The 24,099-nt window shown below is 55.7% G+C and carries 19 protein-coding genes; 2 read left to right on the forward strand and 17 right to left on the reverse strand.

All coding sequences use genetic code 11. The features are described 5' to 3' along the window. The 14 genes from HMPREF0574_RS08220 to HMPREF0574_RS08285 form a co-directional block, all read right to left on the reverse strand. The gene (locus tag HMPREF0574_RS08220) at window positions 1–1,827 is read right to left on the reverse strand and encodes a proteasome accessory factor PafA2 family protein (protein WP_004008279.1); all 1,827 of its coding nucleotides are present in this window, start codon (window positions 1,825–1,827) and stop codon (window positions 1–3) included. 35 nt (window positions 1,828–1,862) lie between these two features. Continuing rightward, window positions 1,863–3,395 carry a proteasome ATPase gene (gene arc, locus HMPREF0574_RS08225; RefSeq protein ID WP_004008280.1) on the reverse strand — a complete coding sequence of 511 codons (1,533 nt, stop codon included), beginning with the start codon at window positions 3,393–3,395 and terminating at the stop codon, window positions 1,863–1,865. Window positions 3,396–3,513: 118 nt separating this feature from the next. Beyond that, window positions 3,514–4,827: an MFS transporter gene (locus HMPREF0574_RS08230; protein ID WP_004008281.1), complete on the reverse strand. Its 1,314-nt coding sequence runs from the start codon at window positions 4,825–4,827 to the stop codon at window positions 3,514–3,516. 43 nt (window positions 4,828–4,870) lie between these two features. Then, window positions 4,871–5,959 (reverse strand): DMT family transporter, encoded by a 1,089-nt coding sequence (locus HMPREF0574_RS08235; RefSeq protein WP_248612675.1) that lies wholly within the window; start codon window positions 5,957–5,959, stop codon window positions 4,871–4,873. Window positions 5,960–6,148: 189 nt separating this feature from the next. Then, complete coding sequence (locus HMPREF0574_RS08240) at window positions 6,149–7,276, reverse strand: serine/threonine protein kinase (RefSeq protein ID WP_004008283.1); 1,128 nt, start codon at window positions 7,274–7,276, stop codon at window positions 6,149–6,151. Between the two features lie 370 nt (window positions 7,277–7,646). Further along, window positions 7,647–8,396 (reverse strand): succinate dehydrogenase/fumarate reductase iron-sulfur subunit, encoded by a 750-nt coding sequence (locus HMPREF0574_RS08245; protein WP_004008284.1) that lies wholly within the window; start codon window positions 8,394–8,396, stop codon window positions 7,647–7,649. After that, window positions 8,393–10,366 (reverse strand): fumarate reductase/succinate dehydrogenase flavoprotein subunit, encoded by a 1,974-nt coding sequence (locus tag HMPREF0574_RS08250; protein WP_004008285.1) that lies wholly within the window; start codon window positions 10,364–10,366, stop codon window positions 8,393–8,395. Before HMPREF0574_RS08250 ends, HMPREF0574_RS08245 begins: the two co-directional genes overlap by 4 nt. A gap of 18 nt (window positions 10,367–10,384) precedes the next feature. Next, window positions 10,385–11,167, reverse strand: a complete 783-nt coding sequence (locus tag HMPREF0574_RS08255) for a succinate dehydrogenase cytochrome b subunit (RefSeq protein ID WP_004008286.1) — start codon at window positions 11,165–11,167, stop codon at window positions 10,385–10,387. A 188-nt stretch (window positions 11,168–11,355) separates the two neighbouring features. Next, window positions 11,356–11,868 (reverse strand): GNAT family N-acetyltransferase, encoded by a 513-nt coding sequence (locus tag HMPREF0574_RS08260; protein ID WP_004008287.1) that lies wholly within the window; start codon window positions 11,866–11,868, stop codon window positions 11,356–11,358. A gap of 25 nt (window positions 11,869–11,893) precedes the next feature. Then, window positions 11,894–12,619 carry a tRNA (adenosine(37)-N6)-threonylcarbamoyltransferase complex dimerization subunit type 1 TsaB gene (gene tsaB / locus HMPREF0574_RS08265; protein ID WP_004008288.1) on the reverse strand — a complete coding sequence of 242 codons (726 nt, stop codon included), beginning with the start codon at window positions 12,617–12,619 and terminating at the stop codon, window positions 11,894–11,896. 10 nt (window positions 12,620–12,629) lie between these two features. Continuing rightward, window positions 12,630–13,760, reverse strand: coding sequence for a hypothetical protein (locus HMPREF0574_RS08270; RefSeq protein WP_004008289.1), 1,131 nt, complete (start codon window positions 13,758–13,760; stop codon window positions 12,630–12,632). A gap of 19 nt (window positions 13,761–13,779) precedes the next feature. Then, window positions 13,780–14,391 (reverse strand): tRNA (adenosine(37)-N6)-threonylcarbamoyltransferase complex ATPase subunit type 1 TsaE, encoded by a 612-nt coding sequence (gene tsaE / locus HMPREF0574_RS08275; protein ID WP_004008290.1) that lies wholly within the window; start codon window positions 14,389–14,391, stop codon window positions 13,780–13,782. Window positions 14,392–14,437: 46 nt separating this feature from the next. Continuing rightward, window positions 14,438–15,766, reverse strand: a complete 1,329-nt coding sequence (gene alr, locus HMPREF0574_RS08280) for an alanine racemase (protein ID WP_004008291.1) — start codon at window positions 15,764–15,766, stop codon at window positions 14,438–14,440. Between the two features lie 66 nt (window positions 15,767–15,832). Then, complete coding sequence (locus HMPREF0574_RS08285; protein WP_236585929.1) at window positions 15,833–17,362, reverse strand: bifunctional ADP-dependent NAD(P)H-hydrate dehydratase/NAD(P)H-hydrate epimerase; 1,530 nt, start codon at window positions 17,360–17,362, stop codon at window positions 15,833–15,835. A 180-nt stretch (window positions 17,363–17,542) separates the two neighbouring features. On the opposite strand from HMPREF0574_RS08285, the gene HMPREF0574_RS08290 reads away from it, so the two are divergent. Then, window positions 17,543–18,664 carry a hypothetical protein gene (locus HMPREF0574_RS08290; RefSeq protein ID WP_004008293.1) on the forward strand — a complete coding sequence of 374 codons (1,122 nt, stop codon included), beginning with the start codon at window positions 17,543–17,545 and terminating at the stop codon, window positions 18,662–18,664. Further along, a complete protein-coding gene (coaA, locus tag HMPREF0574_RS08295; RefSeq protein WP_004008294.1) occupies window positions 18,661–19,755 on the forward strand; it encodes a type I pantothenate kinase in 1,095 nt (364 codons plus the stop codon). Before HMPREF0574_RS08290 ends, coaA begins: the two co-directional genes overlap by 4 nt. A 31-nt stretch (window positions 19,756–19,786) precedes the next feature. Here the strand turns inward: coaA and HMPREF0574_RS08300 are convergent, their stop codons facing one another. From HMPREF0574_RS08300 to glmM, 3 genes are read right to left on the reverse strand one after another with little or no spacing between them, the layout of a single operon-like run. Beyond that, window positions 19,787–20,530: a DedA family protein gene (locus HMPREF0574_RS08300; protein WP_004008295.1), complete on the reverse strand. Its 744-nt coding sequence runs from the start codon at window positions 20,528–20,530 to the stop codon at window positions 19,787–19,789. 15 nt (window positions 20,531–20,545) lie between these two features. Further along, window positions 20,546–22,555, reverse strand: coding sequence for a glutamine--fructose-6-phosphate transaminase (isomerizing) (gene glmS, locus HMPREF0574_RS08305; protein ID WP_004008296.1), 2,010 nt, complete (start codon window positions 22,553–22,555; stop codon window positions 20,546–20,548). A gap of 24 nt (window positions 22,556–22,579) precedes the next feature. Further along, window positions 22,580–24,067 carry a phosphoglucosamine mutase gene (gene glmM, locus HMPREF0574_RS08310; protein WP_004008297.1) on the reverse strand — a complete coding sequence of 496 codons (1,488 nt, stop codon included), beginning with the start codon at window positions 24,065–24,067 and terminating at the stop codon, window positions 22,580–22,582. Between the last annotated feature and the right edge of the window lie 32 nt (window positions 24,068–24,099).

Below are 24,099 nucleotides of genomic sequence, written 5' to 3' on the forward strand. Positions count from 1 at the left end.
TCATTTCCCTTTCTCAAATTGTTCTTTAAAACTTTCGCTGGCGTAGTAGCCCTCGTCCCAAGAGTAATATTTCAAATCCGCGGGCAATTCTACCCCCAGTGCTTGCAGGACTTCAGTAACGAGTTTCTCCCGATTCTCGCTTTCGGAGCCCAGCTTGGCTTCGCACATTTCCACGGCTTTCTGGACTTCATGGCGGGTGGGATGGTGCGGATCGGGGAATTGCACCCGCACCAACTGTGGTTTCCCGATGTCAACCAAAATCGCCATCCAAGAAGCCGCCCAGAGCTGGTCAGGGAACCGCCGGAGCAGCTCAGCGCGACCTCCAGCACGGGTTTCTGCCGGGGCTTCCCGAGATGCCTGCTGAATCTCATCAAGGGCAAACAGAGACTCGAAGCCGCCTTTTTCCAGAGCACGAGCCAGAGACATGCCCTCATCAACCATAGAAAATCTCAGATTCAACAAGGCTAATCTGGGGTCGTCCCAGCCGCAATCGAGTTGATTCCGCTTACGGTCCAAGAGAGCGAGTTTCGCACACCATTCCACGAGGGCAGTGGCTTCATGCCAGCCTGCCTTGAGGGATTTCAAGACCCGTTCCCAGTTCTCGATAACCCACTTGGTTTCGCTGTCTGCCTGCTGGTATCCTGCTGCGCCTGTCTCGAACCCAACTTCACGAATGAACTCCAGATACCCTTGCTGAATTTCTAACGCGGTGGCAGCTCCCCCCGCCTTCAGAGGACAGGTTTGTTGCAACGTAACATCGCGTGAAAAAGCCTTGATTGCCGCCACTGAATCCGCTAGCGCCCATCTGTCAGCGAGTTCACGAGCCTGTTCGGGGAAGTTTTCTGCCAGGCTCAACAGCAGCGCGGCAGTCCCGGTGCGTAACGCCGTGGAATAGGGGAACATCGAGGAATCCGCGGTGATGACGTGGAACCTCCGATAGCGGCGGGTCGCGTGGGGTTCATCACGGGTATTGACGATAGGACGTTCCCGTGTCGTCATGAGGGAAACTTCGGTTTCGATGAAATCCGCACGTTGGAAAATCTGGAATCCCGCGGTTTCGCTGTTTTGCCCCAGCCCGAGACGTCCCGTGCCGCAAAAAATCGGGCGAGACACCAAGAACGGCATGAAGAGGTCGACCAGCAGTTGCCACTCCACGCTGCGTTCTACCAGGTAATTTTCGTGTGCGCCCCAAGCCGAACCGTGTGCATCGGCGTTGTTTTTTAAAATTAAAGCCCTCGCCCCAGCCTCGTCAGGGGAAGTATTGTCACGCAGAGCCTGAGCGGCACGAACCATAATCTCATCTCCAGCGCGGTCGTAAAGCGCGGTTTGGAGAGGTCCGAGACATTCCGGGGCAGAATACTCGGGGTGACCGTGGTCGACGTAAAGTCTCGCTCCGTTGGGTGCAATAGTGGAATTGCCGCGGTAGTAGTGTTGACCAAACGCATCGACTTTCGTAATCCAGCGCGTTTTCACGCCGGTCAGGACGGCACCGAGTTCCTCGTTCGTCCTTGCTTCAGGAGGTAAGTTCCGGTGTTCTTTGCCTTCGGCATCGAGTTCCGGATGTTCTCCTGAATAGTCGAAACGGGTACCGGCTCCGGGGAGCATCCGCCATGAGACAGCAGCACCTGCCGGGTCGGGTACGTGATTAGTCACCGGCACTCCCGGTGTTTTCGCTTCTTCCAGTGCCCAAGAACGCAACAAACGTTGTGCCAAAACTTCGGCTTGCTCTGCCGCTTGGGTCTCAGCAGCTGCCGGCGCTTCACTGCCGGGAAAATCGCTCAAGGCATATTCAGTTTCTATCGACATGATGCGTTTTACACTCAGCATGTGTCTCCTCCTTTGTGCGGTCTCCCGCGGTGATTTTAGTCCTGTTGAATCGGGGTGATGTCTACAATGGGGTCTAACCGTTTCGAACGCCCCACAATCCGGGCCCATTCTTCGGGGTCTGAAACTCCCGGCAGGTCTTGGTGAGCTGCAGTTTCATCCCGTATTGCCGCCACCAGGTGTTCGAGACGAATCCCCGGCTCGCCCCGGAGTGCTTGTTGAACCGCCCGTGCCTTAGCTTTTTCAACTATCGAAGCCAACATTGCCCCGGAGACTAAATCAGAGAGATACCAGGTCTCTTCCTTACCAGATCTGCGTGTCACTCGCAGGATGGCAGTGGTGTCGTCGCGAGTAAAGACTCTGTCGATGACCTCATCCCGCAAGGCAGCAGGCTGAGCTCCGGATGCATAGGGCAGATTCTCACGTAGATATTTTCCGAGAATTTCGGCGCAAGCTTCTTTATTGGGGCGCGGGATGCGAATATGCATGTCCAGCCGACCAGGACGAACAATTGCCGGATCAATGAGGTCTTCACGGTTAGAAGCGCCAATTATCACCACATTGCGCAGCTCTTCCACCCCGTCAATCTCGGCGAGAAGTTGCGGAACGACGGTCGTCTCGACGTCACTTGAGACGCCCGTGCCACGGGTCCGGAACAGAGCCTCCATTTCGTCGAAGAACACGATAACCGGAACCCCGTTTGCGGATTTGTCCCGAGCCCGGGAAAACACGGCACGGACTCGGCGCTCGGTTTCCCCCACGTATTTATCAAGCAGCTCCGGACCCTTAATATTGAGGAAGTGGGCTTTTTTGCCAAGCATCTCGCTCAGAGAGGTGGCGATTGCTTTAGCAATCATGGTTTTCCCGACGCCCGGTGGACCGTAAAGCAAAATGCCCTTAGGCGGACGCAGCTGATAGCTTTCGTAAAGCTCGGGGTGAGTCATCGGCAGTTCGATGGTCTCCCGAATGAGCGTCAAGACGGATTCCAATCCGCCAATTTGATTCCAGTTCACACCTGGATCGTCATCAAGCTCCAGTCCCTCAATCTCGGGGCGTGCCAGATATTCCTGAGCGAATCCCGATTGGAGGTCCACCAGCAGAGTGTCGCCGGGACGAATCCTCGTGCCACGGAGCTGGTCGCTCAGTCGCAGCAAACGAACACTATCGTTATTGACCGTAACCAGGATGCGGTCTTCGTCCACGTGTTCGAGGATGACCGCGCTCACTCCGGTATCGGCAGCAGTTTCTCTTCCGATGCCGACCATTTTGTCGTTCAACAGAATGGTGTCTCCGAGTTGGAGTCTCCCCCAAGTAATCGTGTTGCCCAGAGTGACACGAAACCGCCGTCCCATGACAGAAACATCCACGAGTCGCTGGGCAGAATCGACGAGTTTAACGACAGTTCCGTGAGTGAGAGGCGGTTCTTGTAACCGCTGAATCTCTTTCCGCAGGTTCTTCAACTCACTTTGAGCCTGCGTCAGCGCAGAAGCCAGCAAGGTGTTCTGGTTTTCCAAGCGCTGTGGCTCACTGGTCTGACCGTCAGGGTTGCTCGAAGCAAGGCTATTCGACATGATTACCTCCTAGCTGAATCAGAGAGCAATGGCGAGACATCCGCTGTGCCCCAAAAAAATTTCGGCTTTGTCCCATCATCGAGTTGATGATGGGACAAAGCCGAAATAATGTTACGCGTCACTTCAGTTCTTTATCCTTGTATTCCTTGGCGAAAATCATACAGATGAGAGCGAAGATTGCGATAACACACATATAGTATGCTGGCGAGATGGAATTTCCGGTGGTTTTTATCAGCAGGGTGGAGATGAAACCAACCGTGCCGCCGAAAATCGTGTTAGCCAGGTTGAACGAAATGGCAAAACCGCTGTATCTCACTTCTGTAGGGAGAGTCTCCGAAAGGAAGGATGAGAGAGTTCCGTCATTAAGTGTGAGGCAATATGCCAAAATCAGCTCAATAATCAGAATAACAACAGCTTGACCTGTATTGAGAATATGGAAAGCCGGCACGGTAAGCAGTATGAATGATACCGAAGCCGCAATCATCAGTTTCTTTCGTCCAAATTGGTCCGATAGCTTTCCTGATGAAAATATCATCAACACGTAGGCAATCAACGTGATGTTGGTGATGATATTACTTTCAACTGTGCCGAGCTTCACTTCAGTTTCAATGTAGACCGGTAGGTACGTGAACACCATGTAGAAGCCGATGGCATTGAGGGAGGAAACCCCGAAACAAATCAGAGTTTCCTTCAGGTGCTTAGTGAACAGCAGCCGCAGCGGTGAAGACATTTGTTTGCCGGATTCCTTGAGATTATCAAGCATCCGCAAATACACCTCGGAGTCCTCCAGGCGGAGCCGGAGAGTCAGTACCACTACCCCGAGTGGGAAAGCCAGCAAGAACGGTATCCGCCACCCTATTGACTGCATCATCGAATCCGACATGGTCAGCGTGAGAATCGTTGCCAGGAATGAACCACACATGAGTCCGACAGCAGTAGACGCCGGAACCATGGAACAATAGAAGCCCCGACGATTAACCGGTGCATATTCTGCAATAAAGATAGCTGCTCCGGCGTACTCACCAGATGCGGAGAACCCTTGGGTAAGCCGCAGCAGCAGCAGCAGCAGTGGAGCGGCTATCCCAATGGTTGCGTAACTTGGAATCAAACCAATGAGACTGGTAGAACCCGTCATCACCAAGATTGAAGCCGTCAGGGACCACTTGCGCCCCTTCTTATCACCCATGTAACCCCAGAAGAATGCCCCTATGGGGCGTGCCAGGAAGGAGAGCGCAAAAACAGCGTAAGTCGCTAGGAGTTTGACGCTAGCATCCCCATCTGGAAAGAATACTACAGCAATTACAGTAGCAAGATACGAATAGGAACCGTAATCCATCCATTCCGCAAAGTTCCCCAGGAACGATGACGATAGTACTCGACGTACTATAGTATCGTCTGTTTCCAATTTTTCGGTTTGGTTATTATCTGACATATCAATCCCGAACTGGTTATTGGATAAAATCCGAATCCCAAGGTCAGGATACGGTCGTGTCCTCAACCTCTGTTGGTTGATCCGCGCCCGATAAACGACTCTGCTTGCGGTTCTTTCGGCTCTGGCGCAGCATACTGATGCTCGGGTACATCCCTCCTCCTACTACCAGTATAAAGCCTAGAACCGTGTTAATGGTCAGAGCTTCGCCAAATATCAGCAAACCAATGAACAAGGCAACGGGTACTTCCCAGTAGGCAATAATGCCGTAATCTGCAGCCGGCAAGTTACGACCCGCAACCAAAAGGAACCCTAATGCGATAGGTCCACAAATAATCCACAGCAGAACCGTGCCCACCCAGTTAAAGGGGGTCAAATGGAGGTCTAGCGCCCAACCGGGTACGTGACCGATAGTGCCGACGAGGTGCAGTATCAGCGCCAAGCTACCGGCCGCTACCGTGGCAGCAATGAAGTTCCAAACACCGCGGGCTGCTGTGTCTGCATCTTTGCGGTAGCCATTAAAGAACATCGATGCGCCATAGAAAATACCAGACAAGAAACCAAAAATGTTGCCCAAACCGGCAAGAGGAAATTCAGGACTGGAGGCTGCCAAGTTGAAATCGACGAAGAATCCTTTGTCACCAAAGCCAATCAGCTGGTTACCGAACAACATACCGGTGAACACCGCCACCAGACAAATGTATTGAACCACGCCCATAGGCTCTTTGCGGAATATCCGAGCCAACACAATACAGACGACCGGTCCGATATAGATGAGCAGCACGGCGTTAGCCACAGTGGTCAGCAAAGTCGAGGTTACATAGCAGCCCAAGGACAGACCAATCATCGCGCCGCCCATGATGATGGCTGGGGAAACTTTTAGTTCTTTCCAGACTTGAACCTTTTTTGTTAACAGGACTATGCACACGAAAAAGATAATGCCCATAGTCATACGGCCGGCTGCCATGAGGGCCCCGACACTGTTCCCGGCGTTTAAGCCTTTAGTTCCGTCAAACATATCTGTACGCGTAGCCCACCGGCTAAACAGTGGTACCAACCCCATGCCTGTTGCGGAAATCAGCATGGTAATGACACCCAATTTTGTGTTCATTACATAGTTATTTTCAGTGCTCATTGTCATCACGACCTTTGCGAATTATCAACTCGTCCTCCTCTTCTTTGAGGAGCTCACAATATGTGTATTTAGTAGAAAAGAATAATCAGCGCTACTTCACGCTTATATCACATTGGGGCTGCGAAAAATCTTTCCGCAGCCCCAACATGAACTGTCATCGTGTTAATTCTAGATTGAATCTAACTCGAGTTAGACGAGAGTCGGATCAGCAACCTGGTTCGGGAAGTAATCCTCGCAGGTGCCCTCGCGGTAAACGTCCGCGGTGGAGCAGTGCAGACCGCCGCCGAACGGGTAAGCGTCGCGGAACGCAACCGGAATCACGTTCATGCCCAGCTTGTCCATCTGCTCGAGCTGGTTGGTCTCGGAAGCCTCGACGATAACCGTCTTGTGATCCAGAACCAAGCAGTTCATGGACAACCACACGGAGGAGTAGCACAGAGGCGGCGGGGTGGTGTGAGACGGCTGAGCCGCATCCACAATCTGCCAATCGTTAGCTTCGAAGATCTTGCGCTGTTCTTCGGGCAGGCGACGGTGCGGGTTGTTGATGATGAGACCCGGACGCAGCGGCACGAAGGTCGCGTCGATGTGAATCGGGTAGGGGTCGCCGGGGAAGTTCACGGCGTGAACGCGCAATTCGGGGTAGTAGCGCTTGAACCATTCCATAGCCTTGCGGTTGGTGGTCAAACCATGCTGAATGAACAGGTCCTTGCCCAGACGCATCACATCAGCAGCATCCCACAAGGGCTCAACTTCGGTGGTCACGAAGTCTTTAGCGGCGGTGCGCTCCAAGCGCTCCTCCAGAGAAATCCTCTCATCATAGTAGTTGTGCTTGTAGGACTTGTCGGTCAAACGAGGACGAGGAGCCTGGGTCCACTTGAACTCAGGATCTTCCTCGAAGTACTGGTTCATCAAGGGCCAGTATGCCAAGTACTCGAAGTAACGGCAACGGAAGGAGTTCGCAGCCGACATGATTTCGTTACCAATGGTGAGCAAGATGTCGCGAGGAGGCATGCAGGTCATCATGGAGTCGTTGCGGAAATCCGGAGTGCCGATGGCCTGGTTCCACTGCAACGGGGTGGGACGGTCAACGATAACGCCGTGATCTTCCAGAATCTTTGCCAAGTTGTCGAGCTGAGCATTAGCCTTTTCCACGGTCTCGAGCGGGCGCATACCCCACATACCGCGCATCTCAGAATCGACAGGAACCTTCTCGGAGGTCGCCGGTTCCTCCGGGGGAATCATGGAGTTGTCGGCACGACCGACAATCACGCGCTTCAAAGGATCAAAATCGTTCCAAGAACTAACGATTTTCGCCATATCTGTCTCCTTTTGCTACGATGCGCTGCCTCGCGCATCTGCTTTGTTGTTGTTCAATATTTCGCTGGAAGTTGACCATCTTCGGCTTGCTCCCGGCGTTCATTCCGTGCAAAATTCACGAAATGCAAAGTTGGATTGCCAACTTTGGTATTTATCCCCATTGGAACCCAATGAGGGGCTCTGTAGCGGTGCCAAGGCATCTCTCCATCACCTGATGGTACAAGTGTACAGTCTTTCACTCAGAATGTACAGAGATATTTTTAAAAAAATCCTAATTGCTTAATTTGCCCGTGAAAACGCGATTCTAAGCCAAATGTGGCGCCCCAGAATCCGGGGCGCCACATTTCTCGATTACTTCACCGCGCTGGTTTTATCTGCCTTTTAAGAAGGCCTTGCCCAGCTGACGGTTCAAGAAACTAATGCAATCCATGGGAATCTGCTTCGGACACGCCGCCGCACACTCGCCGATATTCTGGCAAGCGCCGAAGCCTTCTGCATCGTGCTGGTTCAACATCGCCACCACACGCTCGTAGTTCTCCACCTTGCCTTGCGGGAGCAACCCCAGATGAGTGACCTTGGCAGAAGTGAACAGCATAGCCGAGCCATTCGGGCAAGCCGCCACACACGAGCCACAGCCGATACAGACCGCAGCTTCAAATGCTCGATCCGCATCGGGCTTCGGCACCGGCACCGAGTGAGCTTCAGGGGCAGAACCCGTATTGACCGAGATATAACCGCCGGCTTGGATGATGCGATCCAGCGCGGCACGGCTCACCACCAAGTCGCGCAGAATCGGGAAAGCCCGCGAACGGTAAGGCTCTACCGTAATCGTGTCGCCATCCTTAAAGGTACGCATGTGCAGCTGGCAAGTTGTGGTGCGGTTCTTGTGCGGACCGTGAGGCACGCCGTTGATGACGATACCGCACATCCCGCAGATGCCTTCGCGGCAGTCCGAATCGAAAGCCACCGGTTCCTCACCTTGAGCGAACAGCTGCTCGTTGAGAATATCCAGCATTTCCAAGAAGGAAGCATCCTCGGATATGTCAGTGAGATGATACTCATGGAGCGCGCCCTTGTCGGACGGACCCTTTTGACGCCAAACTCGTAATGTAATGTTCACTTGTAACTCCGTTGCTTCAGCTGAATATCTTTGTAAATGAGGTCCTCTTTGTGCAGGATAGGCGCAGCCTCATCAGACCCGCCGTATTCCCAAGCCGCCACATAAAGGAACTCGTCATCGTGACGCAGCGCTTCGCCTTCCTCCGTTTGAGATTCAGCACGGAAGTGACCACCACAGGATTCCTTGCGGTGCAGGGCATCAATACACATGAGCTCACCGAGTTCCAGGAAGTCTGCCAGGCGGCAGGCCTTTTCTAAGGATTGGTTTAGCTCGTCGGCGCGTCCGGGGATGCGCAGGTCCTTCCAGAACTCCTCGCGCAGCTCGCGAATCTCGGTAATAGCTTCACGCAAGCCCGCATCGGTACGTTCCATGCCACACTTTTCCCACATAATTTGACCCAAACGCTTATGGAAAGAATCAACCGACTGGGTGCCTTGAATGGACATCAACCGTTCCACCTTGCTGGTGACACGCTCCCGAGCTTCCTGAACGACCGGGTCATCCTGGTTCAACTTCGGCATCGCGCCGTGAGACAGGTAGTCCGAAATCGTCGCCGGCAACACGAAGTAACCGTCAGACAAACCTTGCATCAAAGCCGACGCGCCCAAACGGTTCGCGCCGTGATCCGAGAAGTTCGCCTCTCCTGCCACGTACAGACCTTCGATGTTGCTCATCAGGTCGTAATCGACCCACAAGCCACCCATCGTGTAGTGCACTGCGGGGTAGATACGCATCGGTACTTCGTAAGGATTGTCTCCGGTAATACGCTGGTACATGTCGAAAAGGTTGCCGTACTTTTCCGAAACCTTATCCCGCCCCATGCGCTCGATGGCCTCGCTGAAGTCCAAATAGACACCGCGAGCCACCCCGTTAATCTTGGGTCCGACACCACGACCTTCATCACACATGTTTTTGGCTTGCCGAGACGCAATGTCGCGAGGCACCAGGTTTCCGAAGGAGGGGTAGATACGTTCCAGGTAGTAGTCACGATCTTCCTCGGGGATTTCACGAGGATCCTTGGAACAATCCTCCGCTTTCTTTGGCACCCAGATACGTCCGTCGTTACGCAGCGACTCACTCATCAGCGTCAGCTTGGACTGGAAGTTGCCATGCTGTGGGATGCAAGTCGGGTGGATTTGGGTGTAACACGGGTTTGCCATGTAAGCGCCATGTTTATATGCCATCCACGCGGCAGAAACGTTGCAGCCCATCGCGTTGGTAGACAGGAAGAACACGTTGCCATAGCCGCCGCTGGCCAGCACCACCGCGTCAGCAATCCACGTCTCGACCTGTCCGTTGGTCATGTCACGGGTCACGATGCCGCGGGCTTTACCGTCCTTGATGATGAGGTCCATCATTTCGTGACGTTCGTGCGCGATGACCGTGCCGGCTTTAACCTGGCGGCTCAATGCCTGGTAGGCGCCAATCAGCAGCTGCTGACCGGTCTGACCACGCGCATAGAACGTCCGCGCGACCTGCACGCCACCGAAAGAACGGTTGTCAAGCAAACCGCCGTATTCGCGAGCGAAAGGTACGCCCTGAGCAACACATTGGTCAATGATGTCGGCAGAGACTTCCGCCAAACGGTAAACGTTATTTTCCCGGCTACGATAGTCACCGCCCTTTACCGTGTCATAGAACAGTCGAAAGACCGAGTCGTTGTCGTTGCGATAGCCCTTAGCAGCGTTGATACCGCCCTGAGCGGCAATCGAGTGAGCCCGTCGCGCCGAGTCTTGATAGAAAAATGCGTCCACGTGGTAGCCAAGTTCACCCAAGGAAGCAGCTGCGGCGCCGCCTGCCAGACCAGTACCGACCACAATAATGTGCAGCTTACGCCGGTTTGTGGGGTTCACCAGACCGCCACGGAACTTGCGGGTGGACCAGCGCTCGGAGATAGGAACGTCCATCGGTGCCCGAGTATCGGCGATTTTATCGCCTTCGGTGTAGTAACCGTCAATCAGTTCAGTCATTGTCTTTCCTTACCTTCCTCACGCCAGCATCGGCATTCCGGCGAGAATAGCCACCGGCGGAGCCAGGAACATTGCGAACACCAGCAGACCAATCAAGCCTGAAATAATCTGAACCGTGTACTGGGTGTTGCGACGCAACCAGCCCATAGATTGCAACGCGGACCAAACGCCGTGAGCGATGTGCAAGCACAGCGCGCCTATCGCGATGGCGTAAACCAACACCATCCACCAATTCGAGAAGGTTGTGTACATCATGGCGTAGGGATTGCCTTCCATCACGGAGATAATCCCCGGTCCGGCAGCATCAACGACATTTCCCATCGGATCCAGGAATACCTGGTGCGATGCGTAGGCTGCCGCGTCGCCAACCTTGGCAAACTTCATGGTGAAGTGCGCCAAGTGAAAAATTAAGAACAGCAACAGGATGATGCCACCCCATCTGACGGTGCGTCCCGCGTAAGCAGTCGCCAACGACTTTTTAACCATGTAGCGAGAACCGCGCGCGAGCCTGGCGCGACGCCACAGGACAATAGCGGAAATAACGTGCACCAGGGCGCAAACTACCAGCAAGCCCCGGAGAATCCACAGCAACCCTTCATAGGGCAGTATGGGCATGAGAAATGTGCGCAAATGCAGCGCATAATCGTTATACACGGTCGCCCCGAAGAACACTTTGAGATTCCCGTAGGCATGCAAAATCACGAACCCCACAAAAAACGCGCCAGTAATCGCCATGGCTTGTTTGATGATAACGGTGGTCTTGATTGCTTTGTTATCTGTAGTTAATGTTGTATTGGCCACGATGTCGAGCCTATAAGATTTTCTGAGGGCGGCTTGGCTGAATCAGGTCAAAAGTTTCGTTTTACAACCCTTAAAATGGTCTTGAACTGCAAATTTACCTGTATGCTCAGGTCGAAAGTCCCTATTTATCCAGTTGCGCATGTCAGCACGTAAGCAACGGGGATAAAATTTTTTCGAAACATTTGAGTTTAGAAAAACATTTTCACCATGATGAGACCGTTCTCTGCCGGGTTTTGAAACCAGAACGGCAACTGCGCCCGCACCTGGAATCCTTGACTTATATAGAGACTCTGAGCTGCCTTGTTGCCAGATCGAACCTCTAACACAGCTCCGACGTATCCCCAATCTCGCCCCCGGCGCAGACCATCTGTTAACAGCTGCGTAGCGTAGCCTTTTCGTTGCCAAATCGGGCGGGTCGCCAATGATAAGACTCGTATCAATCTGTCTCCACGAGCTTCAGTCGGAATCGCCTGATTGCGGTCAGCAGGAGGGAGGTCCCGTAGCGGAACGCTCATCTCTCCCAGACCCCACACCGCCCACGCTGCCAAATCCCCAGACTCGCTAAAACTCAACCTAACACTGACATCCGGATGCACCAGCAGGGACGCCACCGCCTCCCGTTCCCAGGCGTCTGCCCCGAAGCACTCCCGTTCGGCTCCCTCCAGGCATACTGCATCTGCAATTACCCCGTCACGAAGCATGGCTCACCAGTGATTTTGGCTTCGGCTATGACTTTTGTTGAATGTCCGGGCGGCGCAGGTACTGCGGCTCGGTGCTCTGCAAAGCCAGTTCCTGTGGGGCTTCGGTATCCCCTGCTGCCCCATTCACAAGGGAGGTTGCCGCTCGAGCCAGGTCAGCAAACCTTACGTCTACGGTCTGCCCCGTGATTTGGGTGGCAGCGTTGCCGACCAAGAACACTCTCCCGTCAGCAAACCCCGTAAAGTCGCGGTCCCACCCTTGGGTAATATCCTTGAGAAGTCCCGCCGAACCAACCCAGTCGGTCCCGCATTGCGACACCGGTCCGCCCGCCGGATTCGGTCTGAACAGCCCAGCATAGACTTCGTGTCGGCGGGCATCCATTAGGGAAACTATCCAGCGTGGAGTCTCCCCCCGTGCCCGAGAGGGGCAATCAGCGCCGGACAGCACGCCAGCGGCTGCCTGAGCCTGCAGCAAAAGCTCATCCACCCCCAAGACCGGGACGTCCCAAGCAAAGCCCAAGGTACGAGCTGTAACCAGACCGACCCGCAACCCGGTAAACGGAGCAGGTCCGCGCGAAACCACAATTTTTTCCGGTCTGCCCCCCTCCTGGACTACGTCAGCAACCAGCGATGAAAGGGCTTCTACCTGAGCTTTTCCATCAGGATTAACTTTCACCAGCGTCTCGCTGGGGTCTTCGGGATTCACCAGGGCAACCCCCGCCCCGGCACAGGTATCGATAAACAGGTAACTCACAGAGACAATCCTAATGCGCTTCTCCCGCAGAACCATTCACAGCTAAAGTCGGGACGGCGGAAGTAGGTGGAGACATCGGCACCAAAATCAGTTCCAGATCCGGCAGAGAGAGCACCTCTGCCGATTCCTCGGTGCGGGATTGCCACCGAAAAGTCAACCACACCACCAACAATGCGATACCCACAATGGCGACCGCCAAGACTACCACCCACACCAGAGTATTACTGCTGGTCGGCAAGGCTTCCGTTGTTGGCGTGGGAGTGGGGTTGACAGTCCCCCACCAAGATTGCACGGCTTCTTGGACCTGCGCCAAAGTCACGGCACCGACCACGCGGGCACGCGCTGCGTTAGAAACCGGCAACAAACGTTCCTCATCTAACATGAACCAACCGTGAATGATTGGGTCATACACAGGACGATTGTGATGAGCAGCATCCGGCGCGGTGGTCAATAGTTCATGCGCCAACTCAGGCAGCGCATAGCTGGCACCCGGCTCGTCAAGCCGGACAGGAAGATGAGAATTTTTTGGTTCCAAAACAACCCCGCTCATAACCTGCGGATTATTTTCACGTGAACTCAATGTCGGTTCCGGAACCCCGGCAGTGGTTTTGGGAGCCAAAGCGTCAGCGCGTGATGGTAGCCGCAGGGGATACAGGTCTTTTTCTTCCTCCGTATAGACCACCACCCCAAGTTCGCGGTTCTCGATGCTCACCGGGGCGACCCACATATCAATCGGGGTTACCGCGCTTTCCGAATTGTAGGTGCCCCGCAGCAATCGAGCAGACCAGGTCGCCACTTGGGTCGGAATTCCCACTTCAATCTGAGCATCTGGAGAAACTTTCGCGTTATCCGGGAGGTATCCCCGCAAGGATTGCCCTAGAGTAGCGGCTTTGCTGTTAAACCAAACCCGGACATCATCAGGGAGGTCGCTCCGGAAGTCCCGCGACGCCAGCCCCTCCAGAATCTCACCGTCCGGAGTTGCCCTCACAGTTGCACTACCGCCCGAAAACCTGGGCGCGGTATCAGCTACTGCCTGCCCGGTACCTGGCGCAGCAAAACTCATCACCACCGCGCTCAGCAACACGATGATCCCGACCAGTACGGACTTATGCCCGCGACGCACCGGAAGAACGCTTAGCATAGAATTCCTATCAGGCTTTTTACGATTCCACCTCAGCATGGCAAACTTCAGCGGACGCACCTGGTTCGAGACTCGCGTTTTCCTGTGCCCGCAGAGCCTCCCACTTTTGCACCAAACCTGACAGGTCCCAAGTTCCCTCCAGACCGTGAAAAACAACTCGACAAGTCGTATCTTCGGGCAAATCCACGATGGTTCCCGTAATGGGACCTTCGGCGGTTTCAGGACGGCTCAGGGAGAGTTTCAGAGTGTGCGCACTCAAGTCCTCCACCTTACCGGTCCCCCATTCCACCACCACCACCGCGGTTTCAAGTGCCGATTCCAAATCCAGAGTTTCTACATCGTCGCTACCGGCTAAACGATAGGCATCCACGTGAACCAAGTTCGGTCCCGGCGCGTCGGGGGACTTGGTGTGATTGCGAGCCAGGATGAAGGTCGGGGAGGTGACCCGCTGGTTGACCTGCAATCCCACACCAAGACCTTGGGTCAAAGTGGTTTTTCCAGCTCCTAAATCCCCTTCCAGAATCACCAAATCGCCAGCTTGCAGAAATGGTGCCAGCGCTTGCCCCAACAGACGGGTGTCAGCTGCGGACCTCGTTTCGACTTCCAGCAACAGGTTTCCCTCGTGACTCATCGTTCCTCCTCAGTAATTCAACAGCCCCGGCGTCAGCTCTCTGTGTTCAGCGCTCCGGTTCGTCTTTAACATAAACCCGCGGCACATTGGGGGAAATGCTGGTAATGACTTCATAGTTGATGGTATCCGTCCATTCCGCCCAGTCATCGGCAGTTGGAAGCGCGGGAACTCCCGGAATTCCCCCCAGCAGGCGATCCTTCGGGTCGCCAAAAATAATCGCCAACTCGCCGGGTTCAACCGGACACGGCACGGAAGTCCCCGTATCGTCCACCGCCGGACCCAGGTCAACCACGATTTGATCCATAGGAATCCGTCCCACAATCGGGGCGCGCCGACCTTTAATCCAGGTTTCGCCGCGATTCTTTGCCAGGCGGTGCAAACCATCGGCATATCCGACCGGCAACAGCCCTAACCAGCGCGGTCCCGGCGCCACCCATTCCCCGCCGTAGGAAACTGCGGCGCCCTTTTCAACCCTTTTCACCTGAACCACGTTCGTTTCCAGTCGCATCACCGGACGCACCCCCAGCTGCCACGATGACGCGATTTCAGGATTCGGGCTCAAACCGTATCCCGAAATCCCCACCCTGACCAGGTCATAGTGACTCTCGGGATACCAAATAATCCCGGCAGTGGCGGCGATGTGACGCAGCTGGGGGCGCAAACCCGCCTCTTGGGCGACCTCCCAAGCCTCATCAAAAGCCTTCAATTGCGACTTGGTGAAAGCCTCAGCGGCAGCGGTGTCTTCATCCGCGCGCGCCAAATGCGACCAGACCGCACTAACTTCAACGAGCCCGGCGCGTTCTCGTGCCCGCGCCAACTTGCACAGCACCGGGAAATCTTCATCCGTGGCTCCCGCGCGACACAGTCCGGTATCGACTTTCAGGTGTAACCGCGCACGTTTTCCTGCCGCATCACACGCTCGCGACACCTGGTCGAGCTGATCCAAAGTGGAAACAGAGATGTCGATTTCTGATTTCACCACCGGTAGCAAATCCGTATGCGGGGCATACAACCAGGTCAGAATGCGGGGGCGGGTAGCTGAAGGCAGACCCATCGCTGCGGTTTGATATAGGCGCGAACGCATCATCGCGGAAGTGGGAGTGTCGACCAGATGGTCACGCGGCACCCCGTGCTTATCGAGGTATTTGCGCAGCCGAAAAGCCTCACTAGCCTTAGCCACGCCCAACCATTCCGTGCCGGCACCGAGCGCAGCCAGAGCCATCCGCTCAATACCGTGTCCGTAAGCATTAGCTTTGACGATTGCCATTTGTTGACTGTGCGGGGCAAAACGCCGCATTTGGGCAAGATTTTCCTGGTATGCACTCAGATTTACCACGGCGCGCACCGGCCACTGGGAAACATCCACGTTGGTCATAATCTTCCTTTACAAAAATTGTTTTCGCACTTCTTAGTTTGTCACGTTTAGCTACACCGAGATAGTTTATAGCCCCGCTAAAGCGTGGGGAATTGCCTTCACGATTGCGGTAGCGCGAGGGGTGGGGGCAGCTAAACGACCCGCTTCGGTATGTAGCCAGGCTCCCACTGCCGCCATTTTTCCCACATCCAAACTTTCTCCGCGAGCTTCGGCACGGGCAGTTGCCGCGGCGAAAACATAACCCAAAATTCCTGCCAGGACATCCCCCGAACCAGCCGTCGCCAAATCTCGGGTGCCGTGAGTCAAGGAATAGACCGTTCCCCCCGGATTGGCGATAGTGGTGGTGGGTCCTTTCAAAAGGACGGTGGCGTGCGTGTCCACGGCGAGGTGCGATGCCCAGGCATATGGATTTCTCTCGATAGCTTCTCGGGTAGTTTCCCGACCAAGCTGGGCAGCCAGGGCAGCCGCTTCCCCAGCGTGGGGGGTCAACAGGCAGTTCGCATCCGGTTGGATTTCTGTTCCGATAAGTCCCAGCGCGCCGGCATCGAGAATCACCAATTCTCCGGGATTACGACGGCGCCAAGCGTCAAGCATTTGTTCGCGATGCTGCGGTGAACCTGCCACCAAACCGGGACCAATAATGCGGGCTTGGCACCGACCTTCTCCCAGTACGACTTCTGGACATGCCTGTAACACCACTGGTTGCACCGCAGGTTCGCCCAGGTAACGCAAGAAAGACTCCCCCGCATTCAAGGCGGCACTGGTGACCAAGACACCCGCTCCAGGATAGCGCGATGCCCCTGCCATTACACCCAAAACTCCGCGGGAATACTTGTGATCAGCAAAATCCGGCCAAGGCCACAAATCGCGAACGTCAGCGCGTTCTACCAAACCAACGCTGGGCTGCATCGCCGGCTCGGGCAGCCCAATACCTTGAATTTGCAGGCTACCTACCGTAAGCGCACCGGGACCGACCAGCATCCCGGTTTTTGCCGCCCCCATCGTCACGGTCAGATCGGCTGGCAGCAATCCCGGTTCTGCCCCCGACTCAGCGCCCTGGTACAGATCCAGACCGGAGGGATGATCGCACGCCACCACCAGAGGTCCTGCCCCGTCCGGCAATCGGCTGCGCCACTCCCTTATGCCCCGGACCAGGGATAACGCCGGCTCGCGCAGCGGTGGCAGAGCTCCGATACCGATAATCGCGTCGATTATGGCAACGGGTTTCCATGCCTGTACCAGGTCTAGAGTCGCCGCAACCGTCTCGGGTAACACACGGGGCCAAAACTCTACCCCAGCTTGCCGAGCCGCGGCCGCACCACGTTCGTGAATATGGTTCGAGGTCGGCAAGACCACCACCGGATACCCGCGCCGTCGCAGATATGCTGCTCCATACAAGCCATCGCCGCCGTTATTGCCTGCCCCGACCAAAACCAGGACACGTCTCCGTCCTCGCGGAGCCGGCGTTGCGGTGACGTCCGCGTAGTCTCCAGACAGGGTCCGGTGCGTATGGTGGGCCAGCGCGTAGGCAGCTCGCCGCATCAGCGCATCCGCGCCCTGCTCACGGTCAGCTTGCGCAACCAGAGGTTTTTCCATTTGTGCAATCAAATCCGGCGCATATCCCCAAATCACGATTTCAGCCTAGACGAAAATCGGCACCGAGTCAGAAACTTAGAGGCGCTTGCGGTTTTCAACCGACAGGAAAACTGGGTAATCTTAAAGCTAGGAAATCCCGATGACTATACAGCGGGGTCACTGTGTTCACGAAAGGTAGCCATGTCAAAAAAAGACAGCCTGCAACTGTGGCTTCTTTCCACTCCAAAACGCCTGGTGGCAGGGTTGTTCCTGCTGGCTGCAGCAGGCATTTTACTGGTGTTGGTGACGCTATTCATAGTTGCACCACAAATCGCCGCCATGCCGAATCAGACCCCCTCTGAATCGAATCACTCTCGGTCCACCACAAAACTATCGTCCCCGCTTTTGGTGGAAGTCACCGGCTCTAACTTCCGCACCAACTCCACTCTTAAGATGACTCCCGCGAAGTCGGCTCCCGAAGATACTCCCGAGCCACCCCCGGCGGCACTCAACCTCGAAGGTCTGCAAGACCTCACGTACCCTGAATCTTTCAGCAATGTTTCCGAGGTTTCGACGCGCCCCAGCCCCAGCCAGACTGCACGGCGGATGCCGACTCCCACTCGTTCTGCGGAAACCAGCTTGAAGAAAGAATCCATTGAGTCGGGCGACCCGGTCCAGTTCACCGGAATGCAGGCTTTCTTTAAGGACTTACAGACCGGAAATTTTGGCGCTATGCAGCGCAGCTGTTGGCTGATTACCCCGGAAGTGTTTACCGACCGCTACACGACTCCGCCCGCTCAAAAGGTCCTGTTGCACGCCTTGTCGCAGACTCCGAAAGCTACCGATGACGGGGTGTCTTGGAGCGACTCTAACGTGGAGGTGCGCGCCAGCTGGAGCGAGTTAGCGGATCGATATTCCTGCCCGACGGCGATTTATGACGGCAAGATGGATTCGGTCACTCCCGAGGACGTGTCTTACCTGATAGCGAGGATTATGGCGCGTTCTAGCTACCCGTTCAACGGTGCGGACGCGGAGGAAAACTATCCGACCTTGTGCGAAAAGTGGAGCCCTCCACCGGGTATCACGAAATACACCCCGGAGGCTGCCCAAAAACTGCATTACACCGAACGGGGACTCCTCGACGATGACACGTTTAAGACTTTGCAGGAGCTACGTTCCGAGTCCATCCACCTTTACACGGTGAAAAACACCTACCCCATGTATATCCGCGCAGCACACTCGCAGTTGGAAGAACCTTCCGCCTATTTCTTCCGTGACAAGGACGGCAGCCTGTGCTTGGGGTCGGTGGTCAAAAAGTCATGAGGGATAATTTCGGCGCTCCCACCACCGAGTTGATGGAGGATTTCCTGACGGATCCGCGCGGCACTCAAGAAAGGCTGCGCGATTATCAATACGGTTCGGCGATGCGCGAGATTATGGCAGCTCGTCCACATCAGGCACCCTCGGGGCTGGAGGAAACCGCCTCACCTTTTGTTATGTTCACAAGGGAACAGTGGTCGGCTCTCTCGGATCAGACCCCTCTACCCTTGGCGCAGGCTGATGTGGAGCGTTTGCGCGCTTTGGGCGACCCTATCGATTTGGCTGAGGTTGACGCGATTTATCGCCCTTTGACCGCCCTGCTACAGATTTATGCCGCCGGAACTATCAAGATTCGTTCCCGACGCGCTGATTTTTTAGGTGAATCCGCGGTCCAGCACACTCCCTTTGTGATTGGAGTGGCAGGTTCGGTGGCGGTGGGAAAGTCCTCTCTGGCACGGCTGTTGCGCGAGTTGATGAGCCGCTGGCCGGGCACTCCACGGGTCGATTTGGTCACTACGGACGGTTTTTTGTACCCCAATGCGGAGCTGGTAGCACGCGGGATTATGAACCGCAAAGGCTTTCCTGAATCTTATGACCGGCGTGGTCTGTTGCGTTTTCTGGCAGCAGTGAAATCCGGGGCACCAGAAGTGGCAGCCCCGGTATATTCGCACGTCACTTACGATATTGTGCCGGGTAAGTCCCAGCTGGTTTGCGCCCCGGATGTCCTCATCCTGGAGGGGTTGAATGTGTTGGCCCCGCCTCTGATTGCCGACGGGGGTAATAATTCCCTAACAGTATCGGATTTCTTTGATTTTTCTATCTATCTGCACGCACGCCCCGCAGATATTGAACAGTGGTATCTGTCGCGTTTCCACCAGTTGCGCGCCACTGCTTTCAAACAACCCGACTCTTTCTTCCGAGAGATTGCCACCTGGACCGACGCGCAGGCAGACTCTCATGCTCGCCAGATTTGGCGGGAAGTCAACCTGAAAAATCTGCAGGAAAACGTGGCTCCGACCCGTTCTCGTGCCACCCTCATCCTGGAGAAAGATACCGACCACCGCGTACACCGTCTGCACCTGCGCAAGATTTAGGACCTGCCCTCAACCAGCCCCGCCACTCCATTCATTCAGCCGGAGTGCTATCACCCGATTCTGGTGTCGAGTCCAGATGCCCCCACTGAAACCGTCGTTGCAGCCAGTCGACTAAACGATCCAGCAGCAGACTGAGGATTACTCCTCCGGTCATCCCCACCACCGTCGCTAACAACGGATTGACCGGCCCCAGGATGCTCCCGGACGTAAAACCTATGCACATTCCGTACGCCACCCAGCAGATTACGGCAGCCAGGTCGGTGCGCAAGAATCGACTGTAGGGAAAACCAGTCGCCCCGGCACACATGTTGACCGCTACTCGCCCACCGGGGACGAAACGTGCCGCAAATATGAAGGACGTACCGCGCTTGTGCAAAAGTTTCGTGGTTCGCGCGAAAGCCCGTTCGCCCTTCCCCTCTCGCCACGATTTGATGCGCTGCACGTGGATGCGAGTGCCCAGGAAGAAAGCGAAAGAATCACCCAAGGTCGCTCCGATGACGGCACAGAAAAATATGCCGGGCAGGGGAACCACATTGCCGGGGGCAGCGAAATACCACGAAGTTAATCCGATGACGATTGATTCGGCGGGCACCGGCGGGAAGAAAGCGTCCGTAAAGCACAGACCCGATAGAAACAACAAAGCCAGTGGGGAACCGGCAAAGCTGTGAATCCATTCCGTGATAGTTTGCGAAATCGGCATCCAACCACCGTTCCCGCCCGCGGTGAGCAGCAGGACCGGGATGAGAGTCACGTTCGGAAGCGCTGGGGTCAGCATGTTACCCGCGCGCCCCTATTCCACCGTGACTGATTTAGCCAGGTTACGCGGCTGATCCACGTCATATCCCAGATGCGCCGCCATCCGCAAAGCTAACAGCTGCAACGGAATCACATCGACCAGGGGACGCATCAACGTGGGCGTGGGTGGCACCCGCCACACTACGTCCGCAAACTCGTTGACGGAATCGTCCCCGTCCTCTGCCACAACCAAGGTCACGGCCCCGCGTGCTCGGACTTCTTCGATATTGGACACAACTTTACGATGTAACTCGGGTCGCCGCGGGGTAGGAACAATAATGACGACCGGCTGCCCAGACTCTACCAGGGCAATAGGACCGTGCTTCAGTTCCCCTGCCGCGAAACCTTCAGCGTGCAGATAGGCAATCTCTTTCAGTTTGAGTGCCCCTTCCAGCGCCACGGGGAATCCGACGTGACGCCCCAGGAAGATGACTGACTTAATGTCGTCAAGGTTCGCGCCCAAGTCCAGCGAGCTGGCGTAACGATCCAAAACGGTCTGCATCCGTGCCGGCATCTGACCGAGCTTTTCCAGGTAATCTTCGATTTCATCAGCATACTTGTTGCCGCGTACCTGAGCCAGGTACAGACCTAACAGGTAACATGCCGCAATCTGGGCGGTAAACGCCTTGGTAGAGGCCACTGCGATTTCGGGTCCGGCATGAGTCAGCAATACCGCATCGGCTTCGCGAGAAATCGTAGAGCCAGGCGTGTTCACAATTGCCAAGACTCGTGCCCCCTGTTCGCGGGCATGACGAATTGCCATAATCGTGTCCATGGTTTCCCCGGACTGAGAAATCGCCACCACCAGGGTGCGCCGGCTCACCACCGGGTCCCGATAGCGAAACTCGTGTGCCAGCTCCACCTCGCACGGAATCCGACACCAGTGCTCGATAGCGTAGCGCGCCACCTGACCGGCATAGGAGGCGGTGCCGCACGCCACAATAATCACCGAGGTGATGGAACGAAACACTTCGGATTCAATCCGCAGCTCATCCAAGGTCAGTGCCTCGGCAGCATCCAGGCGTCCCGCGACGGTGTCGCCCACCGCCCGTGGCTGTTCCCGGATTTCCTTTTCCATAAAGGTATCGAAGCCTTCTTTGGTGACGCGGTCGGTCGCGAAATCGACTTCATAAGCCCGTTTGCGCTGGGCGGGATCCTGAGCGATAACGTCCAGACCTTGGGTGTGCAGAATCTCACTCCCCTGCTGGTCCATGACCAGTACTCCGGCGGGAGCCACGACCACGACTTCATCCTGACCAATTTCCAAGGCTTGTTTCGTACGGGCAGCGAAAGCCAACACATCAGAACCGAGGAAGTTCATCCCTTGTGACAACCCGAGCACCAGCGGAGAGGACCGACGTGCTGCCACAATGACCCCCGGCGCATCCGCATGTTCTACCAACAGGGTAAACGAACCTTCCAAATCCCTGGTGACCTTTAGCATTGCCCGCGCTAACCGAGTTGCTGCTGCCGCACAACCCAGGTTGGGGTCGAGATTACACAGCGGGATAGTACCGGGAGCAATCGGCTGTTCCCCAGCATTTTCGGCGTTCCCGCCCGGTTCGGCCAGGTAGGCACGTTCCAGCAGGTGAGCGACCACCTCGGTGTCGGTTTCGCTGACGCATTTGATGCCCAGGGTCTCCAGATGAGCGCGGTAAGGTTCCGCATTTTCGATAATGCCGTTGTGTATCAACGCCAATTTTCCGTCATAAGACAGGTGGGGGTGGGCGTTTTCACGAGTGACGCCCCCGTGGGTCGCCCAGCGGGTATGCCCGATTGCGGTGGTCGCGTTGGGCAAGGGACGCTTCTCTAAAGTCTTACGCAGTTCAGAGAGTTTTCCGACTTCCTTTTCGACCGTAATTTCGGGGCTCGCGCTGGTTGCGTCGACCACCGCGATTCCGGCTGAATCATAGCCACGATATTCCAGACGAGACAGCCCTTCCAGGACCGTTTCCTCAGCTACCTTGGTGCTCTCACTTCCGACGGCACCGACAATTCCACACACATTTCCTCGCTTTCGCGGCGCAAATTACAGCGCTAATAGTTCCTGCACCCGGTTGGCGAGTGTTTGGGCCTCTGCGTCAGCCTGTTCCTGAGTCGCGGCTTCTACCATCACCCGCACCAGGGGCTCTGTACCGGATGAACGCAACAGAACCCGACCGGTATCCCCGAGGCGGGCTTCTGACTGTGCGATGTCCTCAGCCAACCGTGGGTCATTCACACGAGTCTTGTCCACTCCGGGAACATTAATCAGGGTTTGGGGCAGCTTTTGGATGGGCGACACAAGCTCGGTCAGTGGAGCTTGGTGAGTAGCCACTGTTGCTGCGATTTGCAGAGCAGTGAGAATACCGTCACCGGTCGTAGCGTAGCGGGCATTGATCACATGACCGGACTGTTCGCCACCCAAAATATAGCCGTGAGCGCGCATTTCTTCCAGCACGTAACGATCCCCTACCGCGGTGGTGGGGGTCTTAATTCCCGCCTGTTGCATCGCTAAACGCAGCCCGAGATTACTCATCACGGTCAGCACCAGAGTGTCATGAGTCAGCATTCCTGACCGGTGCAAATCCAAAGCCAGCATCCCCATGATTTGATCACCATCAACCAGGTTGCCGACACCATCCACTGCTAGGCAACGGTCAGCGTCCCCATCGAACGCCACCCCGAAGTCCGCCCCAGCGGCTACCACCATGGATTGCAGCTGCTTGGGATGAGTTGAACCGCAATTCAGGTTGATGTTGCGCCCGTCAGGAGAGGCGTTAATCACGATGACGTCCGCACCGGCTTCTCGCAGCGCCCGCGGACCGATCTCCGAAGCTGCCCCGTTGGCGCAATCCACCACGATTTTCAACCCATGCAAAGATACCGGAACCGTATCGACCAGGTGATTGACGTAGGCATCGTCAGCAGCTTTGCCGTTAGCTACCACATCGCCGACCCCGGATCCGAGGGGTCGTTCCCAATTCTGTCCCAGCATGGCTTGGACTCGGTCCTCCATCTCGTCAGGGAGTTTATAGCCGCCACGGGCAAAGAACTTGATACCGTTGTCTTGCATCGGGTTGTGCGACGCGCTGATGACCACACCAAGTTCAATGTCCTGCGATTCCGTCAGATACGCCACGCCCGGAGTGGGGATGACGCCGACCCGAGTGACATCCATCCCGGCGCTGGACAGTCCCGCCGCTAGGGCGTGATCCAAGAATTGCCCCGAGACCCGCGTATCGCGACCGATAATCGCGCGCGGCTTGGCAGGTTCTTCCGGAATCAGGCGGGGTCGTTTAATCCCCGTGCGCGATTCCGCCATAGCCGATTCACGCTGCTCTTTCAGCAGGTCTTTCACGATGGGCATCTGACCGGTGGCCATAATCTTTTCTTCTACCACCAGGCGAGCCGCTGCTACCCCTAAGTTCAGAGCCAGTTCCGCGGTGATGTCTTCATTGGCCAGCCCGCGAACCCCGTCAGTACCGAAAAGTCTTTGCGACATAGTTTTGCCTTTCTCGTGTTCTAACCTCACCATTATTCCACGGTTAGCAAATAGGAAATAACTCA

Origin of the sequence: Mobiluncus curtisii subsp. curtisii ATCC 35241, from assembly GCF_000146285.1 — a bacterium.
Taxonomy (GTDB): domain Bacteria; phylum Actinomycetota; class Actinomycetes; order Actinomycetales; family Actinomycetaceae; genus Mobiluncus; species Mobiluncus curtisii.